The organism is Halovenus amylolytica, from assembly GCA_004015825.1.
GTDB classification, from domain to species: Archaea; Halobacteriota; Halobacteria; order Halobacteriales; family Haloarculaceae; genus Halovenus; species Halovenus amylolytica.
Genome location: SAYS01000014.1, coordinates 1 through 13,838, shown reverse-complemented (window position 1 = coordinate 13,838; position 13,838 = coordinate 1). Strand labels below are relative to the sequence as shown.

The following is a 13,838-nucleotide window of genomic DNA, read 5'->3' as shown; positions in this document are numbered from 1 at the left end:
CTGCTCAGGCGTCCCAGTCCCGCGAGACCGGTGTTTCACTCGCGTTGACGTTCTCCAGGAGCCACGCTGTCGCGGCTTCGAGACTCTCTCGATCTGTTGCGGTGAGTTTCAGTCTGTTGTGTTGCTTCTCACGGTCGGGATAACAGCCGACGACAACGTCGAACTGCGCCATAACGTCGTCCAGCGCCCAGATGATGTTCGCCTCCGGCTCGACTGTGTACAGAAACTCCGAGACACTATCCCCCGAAAACTCCTCGCTGACGCTTTCGAACATCGCTTTCAACTCCCCCGGGATTCCGGGCAAGACGTAGACGTTCTCGATGACACAACCCGGCGCGAGTCCCTCGTCGTTGAGCAGCGGGCGACTCCCCTCCGGGATCGACGCCTCCAGCTCGACATCCAGCTCGATATCTAGCTCCGGGCGTGCCTCTTTGTAGGCCGCGATCGTCTGCTGGACATCTTCGAGTGTCGCCTCCCTGACGACCATCTCGCGGTCGAATGCCTCCGCGACGGCTTCCATCGTCACGTCGTCGGGCGTCCCCCCGATTCCGCCGGTGACGATCACCGCATCGAAGGTATCGCTGTAGGCTGTGACCCGATCGGCGATCGTCGCCACATCGTCGGGAACCGAGAGGATCCGTGTGACAGTAACCCCGCGCTCTGTGAGCTGTGTGGCGAGCCAGTTCGCGTTGCTGTTTACCGTGTCACCAGCCAGCAGCTCGTCCCCGACTGTGATCAGTGCAACTTCCATTGTCACTCGGTAGGCCGTTGACGACAATAGGGTATGTGGTCCCGGCTCCCGGTCCCGAGTCTGTCGCTTACCGGACGAGGTTCTCGCGGGTCTCCCGAATCTGTCGCTCGGCCTCTGGACGCCCATCGACGTCGGCGAGCGTCTCTGCGGCTTCGAGCGTTCGAACCCCGCTATCGAGAAATGAGAGAATGTCTCCAGAGTAGGCGTACAGCATGTATTCGTCGCCCATCACGTCGACGATCGCATCGGGGCCGAGTCCTTGCTCGCGGAGTTCGAGGAGATATCTGGTGAACTTCCGCTCCGGACAGCCACAGTGGGGGTTCGACTCACAGTCACAGTCCAGAAAGTCCTCTGCGAAATCCAGAATCCGGTCTCTGGTCGCGTCGTTGAGTTCGGCCAGTCCCTCGCCCTGATAGAGGATATCCATCGTCGCCCCCGAGAACGCGCCTTTGGGAAAGGAGGTCTCCATCTGGGAGACTAACTGGCGGTGGTTTTTGATGTAGATCTTGTCGGTAATAGCCACAGTTACGCTCCTCTAGGGGCCAGCCCGTCAAAAGTAGCGTGTTTCACCTGCAGCGAATTACTCCGTCTACGTCATAGTGTTTGTTGCGGTAATTTTTGTAACCACGTCACAGATATCGGTGTTTCACGCCGTGTGACAGATATCTTGTTGCACCGTCGCGGTAAAGACTCGCAACAAACACTGTCAGTAGTTCGTTCCGCTCCCGGCGCTCGATGCGCCTTCAGCTTCTTCGGGGAGTGTGATATCGACAGGTTCGTTGATGCTGTCGTAGGTCATCGTCATATTCATCGTGGCATCCTCACCCATCATCGACATATCCATCGACATCTCGACCTGGCGAATCTGGTAGGTGTCTGTATCGATGTACTGTGTCATCTCGACGTTGGAGATATCGGCATTCTCGTAGAGACTCCCCATTCCTTGCTGATTGCCCTGCTGCTGGACGGTTTCCAGGAGTTGCTCTTCGTCGACGTCGATCTCCATCTTGTAGACATCGTTACCGTTGACCGTCGTCTGCTCCGTCACCTCGAACTCCGTCGCGGATTCGAGGGCCTCCTGTTGCTGGGCGTACTGTGACTGGTCCCAGAACCCCGGGACACTCTGCTTTTGCCAGCCGCCATCCATCTGCTGGTAGATCGTTTCACCGACGACATACTGTGTAATGTCGAAGCCCTGGCCCATCGTATCCATCTCCATCTCCATTCGCATCTTCTCGGCGGCCATATCCATCGCGCCATCCGTGCTCATTTCTGCGGAGCCCTGGTCACCGAGATCCATCGACATATCCATCGTGAACGTCGCTGACTCGACATCTTCCGACGCACTGACTGCCTTCTCTTGCAGCTCGTCAGCAGTCATGTTGTCGGGGAGGGCATCTGATCCGTCCGAGTCACCAGTGATCGCCGACGTACAGCCAGCGAGCAGGAGTGTCACTCCGAGGACTGCGGTTATCAGTAGTGTCCGTTTGTTCCCGTTCATCATCTAGACGCAACCGGTATTTCACAATAAAAACTCCCCTTCAGTTTCACGACCAGAAACGGTCAGATCTGTTCCCGGATCGACCCGGAGATGAAAGGTATTAGTCGCCAGAAGCCGGCCCGTTATCTATGGACGCGGCGCTGGGCCCACCCCAGAAGATGGCCGACCGGCGCGAGGAGCTGACGCCGATGATGTCCCAGTATTTCGAACTCTGTGAGCAGTACGACGACGCACTCCTCCTGTTCCAGGTTGGAGACTTCTACGAGGCCTTCTGTGACGCAGCGGAGACAGTCGCTCGCAAGTGTGAGATCACACTGACGAAGCGAGAGGATTCGACAGGCGAGTACGCGATGGCGGGCATTCCGATCGACAACGCGGAATCGTACATCGAACGACTGCTCAATGCTGGTTATCGGGTCGCCATCGCAGATCAGGTCGAAGATCCCGAAGCGACGACCGGCGTCGTCGACAGAGCAGTCACCCGGATCATCACGCCCGGGACACTCACCGAAGACGAACTCCTCGACACCGATCGCAACAACTACGTCGCTGCTGTGGCTGTCGATGATGCCGTCGCCTGCAGTGTGCTCGACGTCTCGACCGGTGATTTCTACGCGACCAGCGCGAACTCGGCGGAGACGATCGCCGACGAACTCGGTCGGTTCGATCCCGCGGAGGTGCTCACCGACGGCGACGTACCGGAGCGTCTCGTCGAGGGGTTCACTCGGAGCGAGTACGACACCGATGCCTTCGAGTTCGCGGCGGCGAGCGAAACTGTCGAGCGATACTTCCCGGCACCGGAGCGACTGCTCGCGACCGATGCCGAAATCCGGGCCTGTGGAGCCTTGCTCTCGTACGCCGAGTACACCCGCGGCGGGACCGAGAGCCGACTGGAGTACATCAATCACCTGACGCGGTACGACCCCAGGGAGTACATGCTGCTGGATGCGGTCGCACTGGAGAGTCTCGAACTGTTCGAGCGCCGGACGGTGCACGGCCACGAAGGTGCCACGCTCGCGGGCGTACTCGACGAGACAGCCTCGGCACTCGGCCGGCGAAAGCTCGACGACTGGCTTCGCCGCCCGCTGATCGATCCGGAGACGATCGAAGCCCGGCACGACGCCGTCGGTGAACTACTGTCGACTGTCCAGACCAGAGAGAAACTCCACGAACTGCTCCGGGACGTCTACGATATCGAACGTCTCATCTCCCGGATCGCTCGCGGTCGGGCGAACGCTCGGGATCTGCGCTCTCTGAAAGCCACCCTCGATCTCGTCCCGCCACTGCGGGAGCAACTCGGAGATGCACAGTGTCAGAAACTCCGATCGGTCCGGGAGAATCTCGACCCGCTGGACGACATCCGCACCCTGATCGGGGAGGCGATCCAGGAAGATCCAGCCCGGGAGATAACCGACGGCGGATTGATCGAACCGAGCTACGACGACGAACTCGCGACCCTGCGGGAGACCGAACGCGAGGGGAAAGCGTGGATCGACGACCTCGAAGCGAGCGAACGCGAGCGAACCGGGGTCGACTCGCTGAAAGTGGGCCACAACTCGGTACACGGCTACTATATCGAGGTGACCGACGCCAACGCGGACAAAGTTCCCGACGACTACGAGCGTCGCCAGACGCTGAAAAACTCGGAACGGTACTACACGCCCGAACTCAAATCCCGGGAAGACGAGATCATGCGGGCCGAACACAGTGCCGACGAACTCGAATACGAACTGTTCTGTGAGGTCCGGGGAACGGTCGCCGCCGAATCCGAACGCATCCAGAACCTCGCGGAGACGCTCGCTGAACTCGACGTGCTCGTTTCTCTCGGGACGGTCGCCGCAGAGTACGAGTACAGCAGGCCGGTCGTCGCCAGCGCTGACGATCCGGCAGTCGACGGAATACACATCGAGGCTGGCCGCCATCCGGTCGTCGAACGAACCCAGCAGTCGTTCGTTCCCAACGACACGAGTTTCGACGCTTCGAACCGTGTCGCCGTCATCACGGGGCCGAATATGAGCGGGAAATCGACGTACATGCGCCAGGTTGCACTGATCGTCATCCTGGCACAGATCGGGAGTTTCGTTCCCGCCGCCCAGGCCCGGATCGAGATCGTCGACCGGGTTTTCACCAGAGTCGGCGCGAGCGACGATATCGCCGGCGGGCGGTCAACGTTCATGGTGGAGATGACAGAACTGGCCGACATCCTCGACCACGCCACCGAACAGTCCCTGGTCCTGCTGGACGAGGTCGGTCGCGGCACCAGTACGACAGACGGCTTCGCGATTGCTCAGGCTGTGACCGAACATCTCCACGACGAAGTCGGTGCGTTGACCCTGTTTGCGACTCACCACCACGACCTTACAGCTGTCGCAGAAGGTCTCGATGCCGCCTACAACGTCTTCTTCCGGACGCGTCAGACCGACGAGGGCGTCGTCTTCGAGCACGAACTCGAACGCGGCACTGCGGATGCCTCCTACGGTGTCGAGGTCGCAGCGACGGCCGGAATCGACGCCACCGTCGTCGACCGCGCCCGGGAACTGCTCGGCTCCCACACGGACGAGACACCGGCAACTGCCCGCCGGCGGCAGACGAACGGTCACGGGACTGCCAGCGCACCCACTGACGCACGTGACGCTGGAGCAGATTCGACGATCCGGGAGCAACTACTCGATGCCGATATCGCGACGATGACACCGCTGGAGGCGATGAACATCCTCGCCACTGTCAAACGGCAACTCGAAGCGGAAACTGACCGTTAACTAACACGACACCGGTCATTTTTAGACACTGGCTACCAGAGAGTTCAACGATGGGAGACAGGCGTCGGTACACTGGCACACAGATGCTTCAGGCAATGTGGACAGTGTTTGCGCTTGCTGTGGGTGCCATCATCCAGTTTCTCCAGCCCATCGTGGGCGGGATGTTTCAGCCCGTCGTCTTTCTCACTGTAAGTGGGCTCTGGATTGCGGGACTGGTCGTTATCGCGCTGTACGACCGCTATCAGTGGAACCAGATGGTCTCTGGCTCTTCATTTCAGCCGGATACGAGCACGCGGCTGGCCGATCTCGAATCGCTGAAAGGCGGCCGTTCCGTCGTCGCTGTGACGAGTATTCCGGATATGCTCTCACAGACGCATCTGGAGCTTCGGACGCCGATCGAAGGCGTCAGTGCCTCGTTTACGATTCAGCTCTCCTGCGTCGAAGACGGCGGTACCGAAGCTGGGCTGCAGACCGGCAACGACCACCTCGACAACTCGTTTGTCATCCGGGGGACGAGAGAAAACGTCTCACAGCTTCTGACACCCGAGATCCAGTCACAGCTGATGGCGGTAGAGACACCGGGAACGTTCACGATAACGGGTGATGGCGTCGAGTACGAGATCCCGTTTACGCGGCTGTCACCGTCCGAACTCGAAACCATCGCAGACGTGAGCCTGGCTATTGCCCACCGGATCGAGAGCCTGGCCGGACAGAAGCAGACAGCCTGATTCTAGCTGGATTCGTCGGCTGTGGGGGACAGTGAGACGAACTCCAGACCCCGTTTGTGGAGCAACTGCTCGGCGCGGTCGGTGACCGACGGTGCGACGAGGATGCCACGCAGTTCCATCCCGGCGTGGAGTTCGTCGTCGAGTGTCTCTACGTACCGGTTGAGCTGGCTGACTGCATCCGGACCGACACGTCGTCGCTTGAGTTCGACGGCGACGGCGTTACCCGCCGAGTCCCGGCCGTAGATATCGATCGCGCCGGCTGGTGTGTCGCGTTCGGTTACCCGCGGTTCGAAGCCCGGCTCGATCAGTGACGGCTCCGCCAGAATCCGCTCTTTGAGATCGGCCTCCGTTCCGCTCACCGTGACGTCACTAGCTCCGGTGCCATCGTAGGCGGTAGCGTGATCGATTCGCTCGAATCTGACGATCAGCTCCTCGTCCGGTGTCGACCGCTGGCTTTCGAGGACGAGTTCTCCGCCCTCGATGCGCCCCTCGTGGGTACAGCCGGGTGGCTGCCAGTTGACCGGCTGCTGACCAGTCTCGGTGTGGACGAGGATCGATCCGTCGGGTTTCGTGACCACCAGCCGGTTGCCAGCGTCGAGGGAACTTGCCGCTCGCCCGTCGTACTCGACCCGACAGCGTCCGAGGAGGACGACCAGATAGTCGCGGTCGAACCCCGTCTCCAGCAGGTCGAGTGCCCCCTCGGCCGTCGGGTAACTCCGGGCGAGCAATCCCTGGTCGTTCACAGTGAGAACTGTGGCGTGAGTCTACATGTGTCTGGCGGTTTTACCGGTCTCTGTCTGTTAGTTCGGGTACTGGCAGAGTCGAGAGGACAGCACCGACAGCAGGATGTTCCGTGCTGCGTCGGGACTGATCGCCTCCGCTTCGACTGCCTTCCCGAGCGTTGTTTTCAATCGCTGGCTTTGCTCTCTCACCAGCTCGAACTCGGTTTCGGAGTGCGTTTCGAGGAGGGTCCCAGTCGATGGCGCTGTCCGGTCGTCCGGGCCGAACCCCAGCCACAGCGGGAGATACACCTGCACCCCGGAGCACGAGATTCGGTACAGCGCCTCGAACTGCAAGTAATCGAGCGTATCGATCATCGTCGACCACTCCTCTCGTCGTTGATACTGCCAGTCGTACCGAGAGAGTGCGTCCGAGGATTGATCGAACACGTCGCGGACTGCTTCCCGAGTTGCGGCCCACTGCGCAGTGTACCACTCGAACGTCGTCGAGGTTCCATCGGCGACCGGACAGGCCGCGAGTGCTCGCTCACCCACCGCTATCACCGTCCAGTCGGCTGAATGCGGGCATCCCGAACAACTGGTCGCGTGTTCGTAGAAAAGCCTAGGGTGGTAGCGAGACAGAGTGTAAACTGTCCGTGGCTACGACGGGATTTCACCGTAGCCAGCTAGCCGTAGAATCACGAGAACGAGCAGAACAAATGGTAATACGGGCAGGAACAACAGTCCGATCAGGATAGCTATCGTCCACCCGACCATACTCATTCCACCCTTGTTACCAAATTCACGTTCCGGGGTTACCGTATCCGTCATAGCTGTCTCTACTCGTGCCCGGGAAAAGAGCGTGTCGTCTTCAGATATATCTGTTATCCAACAGGATTCCGTATATTTACGTTCGGTGGCGGAATAGATTCGAACAGTTCAGTCAGGGTATGGGAGGAATTATCGATTTAACCGATGGCAGCAAACACGAAGTACTGACAACCACCGGGTCCAGTGGCCTCCTTGGGGACACGTATCTCGATGGCGATCCACTGGAGAGCTATCTCCAGGGGGACGAACAGCCCAAATACGCCCTCCGCAACAAAAAATCCGGGCTGCAGATCGAGGCGGGAGACGAGATGCGATCCCTCGAACCGGACGACGATTACCAGACGCTCGCGATGGTGACCGATCTTCGAATCCTGTTCGTTGCCGGACAGAGCGGTGGTGATCGGATGCTCGCTGTCGATCTCTCCGAGGTCGTCGAAGCCCGTGTCGGGAGTGGTCGGTTCCGTACGAGCACGCTGACCGTGGAGACGCTGGCAGACGAGATCTGGGCGTTCCCGTGTCGCGGTGATCCCTCCCCTGTCGCAACGTACATCGAAGAGGCCGCGCAGATCTGGGCGAACGCAGGTCGTCTCCTCGACGAATTAGAGGAGGCGCTGACCGAAGCTCGCGGAGCACTCGACGATGGGAACCACGACGTTGCCGACGACCAGATCGCGTCGGGCGAGGAGACGATCAAGACTGCCAGAAATCGGATCGCAGAACTCGGGACGGCTGCCAGAAACCGGATCGACGAGCGGGCAGAAACACTCTGGCGACAGCTCGTCGATATCGAGCGAGAAGTCCGAGCCGCCGGCGCTGCCCGGGAACACGCACGGGCACAGGACAACTGGCGTGTCGACGACTACGAAACGGCAGCAGCCGCCTACGATCTGGCGATCGAAGGCTACGAGAAGGCGTTGGTGATCGATGGTTCGAATCCGACTGACAGCGCCCTGACTGCCAGGCTACGCGGGGCCCGAAACGAACGTGAAATCCTGAAAGTGGCCCCACTCGTGGATGCAGACAGCAAACGCCGGCACGCACACGCCGTAGCCGACCCCGAGGAAGCGGCCAAAGAGTGGGGGCAGGCCCACGAGGGCTACCGGGAACTGCTCGGTATCGACTGGCCATCGGCGGAGCGGGGGTTCGTCGCCGACCGGGAACTCATCCGTGAACAGACCGTCGAGATCGTCGACGACGCGATCAGCGACCACATGGAGGCAGGTCGCAGGTGGCTCGAATCCGGCGACAAACTCGCCGTGCAAGAGAGAGCCCACCAGTCAGAACAGGTTTACGAACGTGCAAAACACCAGTACGAGCAGGCCCACCAGCTCGCACGGGAGCTCAGACCGGGCCAGGTCGACGCGATCGAAGCCGGTATCGATGCGACGTCCAGTCGTCTCGACGGCGAGGTCCCGACCGATCGTGTTCCCGACAATCCGATCAGTTACGACCCGACAGAGCCAGTGGACAACGAAGCCGAGACCAGTCCCGAGGTCGATGCCACCGAGCACGACGGGATCGAGGGGCTCGACTTTCACAACAGTTCGGCGAGTGATTCGGAACCGATGCCAGGGACCCATTCGACAGCCAGCGAGTCACACAGTCGGCGGTCAGCGAGTTCACCTGCCAGAGACGAACGGTCGGAAACGTCGGTGCTCGACAGCATCCAGGCACAGAAACGGACTGACGGACAGCCATTCGGAGGTGACGACGAGGGCGTCCCAGCGACAGATGCTTCGCCAGCGGATGAACAAGACACCGACGCGGTACCATCGGATGGCACCTCAGCTCCCGACGACCGGACTGCCACAGACTCAGAAGCGGCTCCGTCAGCCGAACCAGCGGAGACACTCGAACAGCAGTTAGCCAGTCTCGACCGGAAACAGCTCGCAGATCTCGTTGCGGCAGTCTGGCAGGCAGAGGGCTGGATGACGACGGTGTTTACCGGCGCGAGTGATACAGTCTACGACGTCGTGGCGATCAAAAACGAGCCGGATCGACGACAGCTCATCTGGGCGGACACCGGCGGTGGCGACATCCCGGGAACCCAGTTCAAGCAGTGTGCGGCGACACTCGAAAGCAGCCAGGCAGATAGCGCTGTCGTCGTGACCGCCACTGCACCAAGCTCTGCAGCGAAACACCGTGCGGAAAACCACGATCTCACGCTCGTTGGCGCTCCGGCCTTCGGTGAGCAGGTTCGCCAGTCCGGGCTCCAGTCCCGCCTCGTCGAGATGGCCGAAGGCGAAAGCCCGCAGGCTTAAGACCCTTGCAGCCGGCTATCTGGGTACATGCAGTACACGCTGTCGATCGACAACACGCCGGAGTCGATTCCCGGTGGCACTGGCCTCCTGTTGTTACACCCGAGTATCGGCGAAACAGACCGGATCGATACCCAGTTTCTCAAAACAGATACCGACCACTCACTGGTTATTTCGACACGGACGACAGCCCGCGAGGTCGAACAGAAACTCGAACACTACGAGGTCGACGAGGACAGCGCGACGATTCTCGATACGCTGTCGGCCGAACGTGGCTACACGCGTCGACAGAGCGACCACGTCCGATACGTCTCGACGCCGGAAGATCTGAACGCCGTCGTCGAAGAGACCCGCGAGTTTCTGGATACACACGACGGAAAGCTCCGGATCAGTCTCGACTCCATCACGGAGATGATCTACTACGCCGACGAGGAAAGTGCCAAGGAAGCAGTCAGTCAGATTCTCGATCTGCTCGACGAGTACGACGCCGTCGGGCTCTTCCATCTCGCCCGTGGTGTCCACGACGAACAGCTCCGCGACGAGTTCCGTGAGATGTTCGACGGTGTGATCGATCTTGCCGAGGACGGAACAGTCACTGCAACGGTCTGATCTGTCACTCGGTTAATCAGATCACCAACAGTTATTACGTACCAGCCGTACATCATAATCTGTATGCCGGAATGTCAGAACTGCGGTGCCTTCGTAACGACGGATTATGCACGGGTGTTCACGCCAAACGGAGTCGACAAACCGAGAGTTTGCCCTCAGTGTGAGGACAAGATCCGTGACGGGGCTGACGTTCGCCAGGCCCGGTCGACCCGCCGCGGCTAGTATTCTCTGCTCTGTTTACTCGACAGTGGCTCGCGCTTCAGTCAGCAGCCCTTTTGCGCGTTCGTACGTCTCCGCTAGCTCGTCTTCTGTTCGAGCCTCGGCGGTTACCCGAACCAGGGGCTGGGTTCCACTCGCCCGGAGCAAGAACCACCCCGCAGCCAGATCGACACGGATGCCATCCAGTGTCGAAACGTCGTCGTACTCTGACTCGACACGATCCGAAATCGCCGCCATCACCGCCGCTTTGTCGTCGACTTCGACACTATCTCGTCGGATCGGATACTGTTTCACGGCTGCCTGTCTGTCGGCGAGCGGTATCTGTGACGCGAGCGCCGCCAGTTTACAGGCCGCAAGCGGGCCATCCGGACAGAGCGTTTCCTCGGGCCAGATCCAGGCCCCGCTCGGTTCGCCACCGAATGCGACACCTGACTCGCTCGCGGCCTCCGCCACGTAGACGTCACCGACAGGTGTTCGTGTGGTTTCGATGTCCGCCTCGGCGAGGTGATCCTCCACAGCGAGACTCGTATCGACCGGGACAGCCACTTTCTCGCCCGCTGATGCTGCCTCACGACCCAGCAGTGCCAGTATCACGTCTCCAGAGAGAAACGCACCGTCGGCAGTCACAGCCCGCATCCGATCTGCGTCGCCGTCGTGGGCAATACCGAGATCAGCGTCCGTCGAGCCCACCAGTGCTGCGAGCGACTGGCAGTTGTCGGCAGTTGGCTCGCTTGGCCGCCCGGGGAACGAGCCGTCTTCCTGGGCGTTCAGTGTCTCCACATCACAGCCGAGTTCGTCGAGCGCCTCGGCCGTAACGCTCCCCGCACCGTTTCCGACGTCGACAACCACAGAGAGGGGTTGCTCTATCTCCACGGCTTCGACCAGTGTCTCTGCGTGGCTGCTCGTGTGGTCTGCCGTCACTTTGCTGCCGAACGCGTCCCAGTCGGCGAGATCGGTTTCTTCGTTCTCGATACGGGCCGTGATTCGCTCCCGTCGGGATTCGTCGAAGGCCTGTCCGCTCGGCTGCCAGAGTTTGATCCCGTTGTCTTCTGGTGGGTTGTGTGAGGCGGTGATCGCGACGCCAGCATCCGCGTTCTCCCAGGCGACGCTGCGGGCGATCGTCGGTGTCGCTGCGACTCCGAGATCGACGACGTCCGTTCCGGATTCCCGCAATCCTGCTGTGAGTGCATCCTGGAGTGTCTCTCCGCTCTCGCGTGGATCTCTGCCCACGACGACGCGGTCTGTCTCGACACCGAGTGCACGGCCTACCGACAGAGCAAGCGCTGCGGTCACTTCTTCGCCGACTGGTCCCCGGATGCCGCTCGTCCCGAACATACGCGGTCTGACGAGGGGGAGGATAAAAAGTACGTGGAGTGTACCCTGGAATCTGTATAGCTGGATTGGGGTGATGTATCGTATCTTCTGGAGGGGCTAGAAAATACTTATCGGGGAATAGAAGTGTTGCAACCGCTCTATACAGCAAGAAAGCCCCCGTCCGTTTGCCGGTTACGACTCGCTGCGGTCCTCACTACGTTGCGGTCCTTACGTCGTCTCACTCGGCGAACGGACGGCCCCTTTCAGTCCCGCCTGGCCTGGAAAACAACACCGGGCGGGACTGAAAGGGGCGAGATTCTGAACGAAGGTGGACGACGTAAGCACTGGAGCGAACAGAGTGAGCGAAGCGCGCAACGAGTGTCACGCGAACGATAGTGAGCGTGACCTCGATAGACGAGCGAAGCGAGTCTATCGGTGCCCCCGAGTTCAGAAGCTCGGGGCTTTCTTGCTGTTTTGCATGCTACGAAGAACGCCTCAAGCTAATCAGATACCACTCAAGACTTAATCTCAAAAAATCCCGCAAAAACGTCTTACTGGCGGAGTCGGGCCGCGATCTTCTCCTGCAGATCCTCGCGGAGTTCGTCGACTTCGACCTCTTCGAGCACGGGCACGAAGAAGCCTTCCACGAGCATGTCGGTCGCCTGCTGCTCGCCGATCCCACGCGAGGTCATGTAGAGGAGTTCCTCTGCATCGACCTGTCCGACCGTCGCGGAGTGACTCGCTTCGGTGTCGTGGTTGTTGATGATCAGTTTCGGGGATGCGTCGGCCTCGCTCTCGTCGGAGAGCATCAGCGTGTTCTCACGCTGGTAGGAGTTGGTGTCCCAGGCTTCGGTCCCGACATCCTGCACACCCTCGTAGACCGAGCGTGCGGCGTCGTCGAGGACGCCTCGGGTGACGAGATCTGCCGTCGTGTGTTCGGCCTCGTGCCAGACACGGCTGGCGATGTCGAAGTGCTGGTCGTTGTGACCGAAGAAAGCACCGACGATTCGGGACTCGCTGCCGTCGCCGAGCAGTCGTGTCTCGACGGAGCTTTTCGTCAGGCGCGTGCCGATGTTGCCGTCGATCCAGTTGATCTGGGCGTAGGTGTCGGCGTGGCCGCGTTTGACCTGGTAGTTGTACGTCTCCTCGGAGAGATCCTGGAGCGCACCGTACTGGATGCTGGCGTTCTCTCCGGCGACGGCCTCGACGACACCGCTGTAGTAGCGGTTCCCGTCGATCTCATCCCCGGTGGCTTGCCGCTCCAGAATCGTCACACTCGCGGATTCCTCCGCGATGACGAGCGTGTAGTTGAACAGCGACTGGGAGTTCATCCGCGTCCGGATTTTGACGTCCTCGGCGGCGACTCCTTCTGGCACGTAGACGACGGTGCCGGCACTGAACAGCGCTGTCGAGAGCGCGGTCAGATAATCTCGCTGTGGGTCGACGACGCTGCCGAAGTGGTCTTCGATCAGATCGCCGTGCTCGTTGAGTGCCTCTTCCCAGCCGAGCACGTCGACGCCCTCTGCGTCGACGCGGTCTTTCTCCTGGGCCCAGTCGAGTGGGTCGACGAAGCTCTCGTATTCGAGCGCGTCGAGGTTCGTCCAGTCACGACCGGGCGTCCGGATGACCGACGGCATGTCGAGGTCGCCGAGCGCGTCGAGCGCGTCGAGGCGTGTCTCGAGGAGCCACTCCGGCTCGTCGAGCGATTCGCTGATCTCCGTTACCTGTTCCGCTGTCAGATTTGCGTGTACCTGCGTACTCATGATATCACCTCGGGGATTATCCGAGACTACCCTCCATTTCGAGTTCGATCAGCCGGTTGAGTTCGACAGCGTACTCGATCGGAAGCTCTTCCGTGATCGGTTCGATGAAGCCCGCGACGATCATCTGTTTGGCGTCGTCGTCGTCCAGTCCCCGCGACTGGAGGTAGAAGACGTCTTCGTCGCCGATCTTTCCGACGGTCGCCTCGTGCGCGACGTCGACGTTCGATTCCTGGATCTCCATGTACGGCATCGTGTCCGACGTCGACGTGTTGTCGAACATCAGGGCGTCACATTCGACTGCGGTCGAGGAGCCTTTCGCGCCGTCGGCGATGTGCACCAGCCCACGGTAGTTCGTCCGTCCGCCGTCTTTCGAAATGGACTTGGAC

At 60.5% G+C, this 13,838-nt stretch carries 14 protein-coding genes; 5 read left to right on the top strand and 9 right to left on the bottom strand.

The features are described 5' to 3' along the window. Window positions 1–4 precede the first annotated feature (4 nt). The 3 genes from EOW68_RS11405 to EOW68_RS11395 all read right to left on the bottom strand — a co-directional run bounded on the left by EOW68_RS11405 (window position 5) and on the right by EOW68_RS11395 (window position 2,255). Window positions 5–751, bottom strand: a complete 747-nt coding sequence (locus tag EOW68_RS11405) for a competence/damage-inducible protein A (protein ID WP_128225289.1) — start codon at window positions 749–751, stop codon at window positions 5–7. Window positions 752–818: 67 nt separating this feature from the next. After that, on the bottom strand, window positions 819–1,274 hold the full coding sequence (locus EOW68_RS11400; RefSeq protein WP_128225288.1) for a DUF5814 domain-containing protein: 456 nt from the start codon (window positions 1,272–1,274) through the stop codon (window positions 819–821). 183 nt (window positions 1,275–1,457) lie between these two features. Then, window positions 1,458–2,255, bottom strand: a complete 798-nt coding sequence (locus EOW68_RS11395; protein ID WP_128225287.1) for a DUF6612 family protein — start codon at window positions 2,253–2,255, stop codon at window positions 1,458–1,460. Between the two features lie 125 nt (window positions 2,256–2,380). Here EOW68_RS11395 and mutS point away from each other — a divergent pair, with 125 nt between their 5' ends. Further along, window positions 2,381–5,011: a DNA mismatch repair protein MutS gene (gene mutS, locus EOW68_RS11390; RefSeq protein ID WP_128225286.1), complete on the top strand. Its 2,631-nt coding sequence runs from the start codon at window positions 2,381–2,383 to the stop codon at window positions 5,009–5,011. A 50-nt stretch (window positions 5,012–5,061) separates the two neighbouring features. After that, entirely contained in the window at window positions 5,062–5,739 is a 678-nt protein-coding gene (locus EOW68_RS11385) for a hypothetical protein (protein ID WP_128225285.1), read from the top strand. 2 nt (window positions 5,740–5,741) lie between these two features. Here EOW68_RS11385 and nucS read toward each other — a convergent pair whose 3' ends face one another. The 3 genes from nucS to EOW68_RS18715 form a co-directional block, all read right to left on the bottom strand. Continuing rightward, a complete protein-coding gene (gene nucS / locus EOW68_RS11380) occupies window positions 5,742–6,482 on the bottom strand; it encodes an endonuclease NucS (RefSeq protein ID WP_431358889.1) in 741 nt (246 codons plus the stop codon). A gap of 57 nt (window positions 6,483–6,539) precedes the next feature. Then, a complete protein-coding gene (locus EOW68_RS11375; protein ID WP_128225284.1) occupies window positions 6,540–7,013 on the bottom strand; it encodes a hypothetical protein in 474 nt (157 codons plus the stop codon). Window positions 7,014–7,118: 105 nt separating this feature from the next. After that, window positions 7,119–7,289, bottom strand: coding sequence for a DUF7535 family protein (locus EOW68_RS18715; protein ID WP_431358888.1), 171 nt, complete (start codon window positions 7,287–7,289; stop codon window positions 7,119–7,121). A gap of 119 nt (window positions 7,290–7,408) precedes the next feature. On the opposite strand from EOW68_RS18715, the gene EOW68_RS11370 reads away from it, so the two are divergent. From EOW68_RS11370 to EOW68_RS18710, 3 genes are all read left to right on the top strand, one after another. Further along, window positions 7,409–9,550, top strand: coding sequence for a restriction endonuclease (locus tag EOW68_RS11370; protein ID WP_128225283.1), 2,142 nt, complete (start codon window positions 7,409–7,411; stop codon window positions 9,548–9,550). A gap of 27 nt (window positions 9,551–9,577) precedes the next feature. Beyond that, window positions 9,578–10,156 carry a DUF7090 family protein gene (locus tag EOW68_RS11365; RefSeq protein ID WP_128225282.1) on the top strand — a complete coding sequence of 193 codons (579 nt, stop codon included), beginning with the start codon at window positions 9,578–9,580 and terminating at the stop codon, window positions 10,154–10,156. Between the two features lie 63 nt (window positions 10,157–10,219). Next, entirely contained in the window at window positions 10,220–10,378 is a 159-nt protein-coding gene (locus EOW68_RS18710; protein ID WP_431358887.1) for a DUF7563 family protein, read from the top strand. 15 nt (window positions 10,379–10,393) lie between these two features. On the opposite strand, the gene glmM is transcribed toward EOW68_RS18710, so the two are convergent. The 3 genes from glmM to EOW68_RS11350 all read right to left on the bottom strand — a co-directional run. Then, window positions 10,394–11,710: a phosphoglucosamine mutase gene (gene glmM / locus EOW68_RS11360; RefSeq protein ID WP_128225281.1), complete on the bottom strand. Its 1,317-nt coding sequence runs from the start codon at window positions 11,708–11,710 to the stop codon at window positions 10,394–10,396. A 530-nt stretch (window positions 11,711–12,240) separates the two neighbouring features. Next, window positions 12,241–13,452: a Fe-S cluster assembly protein SufD gene (gene sufD, locus EOW68_RS11355; RefSeq protein ID WP_128225280.1), complete on the bottom strand. Its 1,212-nt coding sequence runs from the start codon at window positions 13,450–13,452 to the stop codon at window positions 12,241–12,243. A 16-nt stretch (window positions 13,453–13,468) separates the two neighbouring features. Beyond that, the coding region (locus EOW68_RS11350; protein ID WP_431358886.1) for a SufD family Fe-S cluster assembly protein at window positions 13,469–13,838 on the bottom strand (370 nt) is incomplete at its 5' end.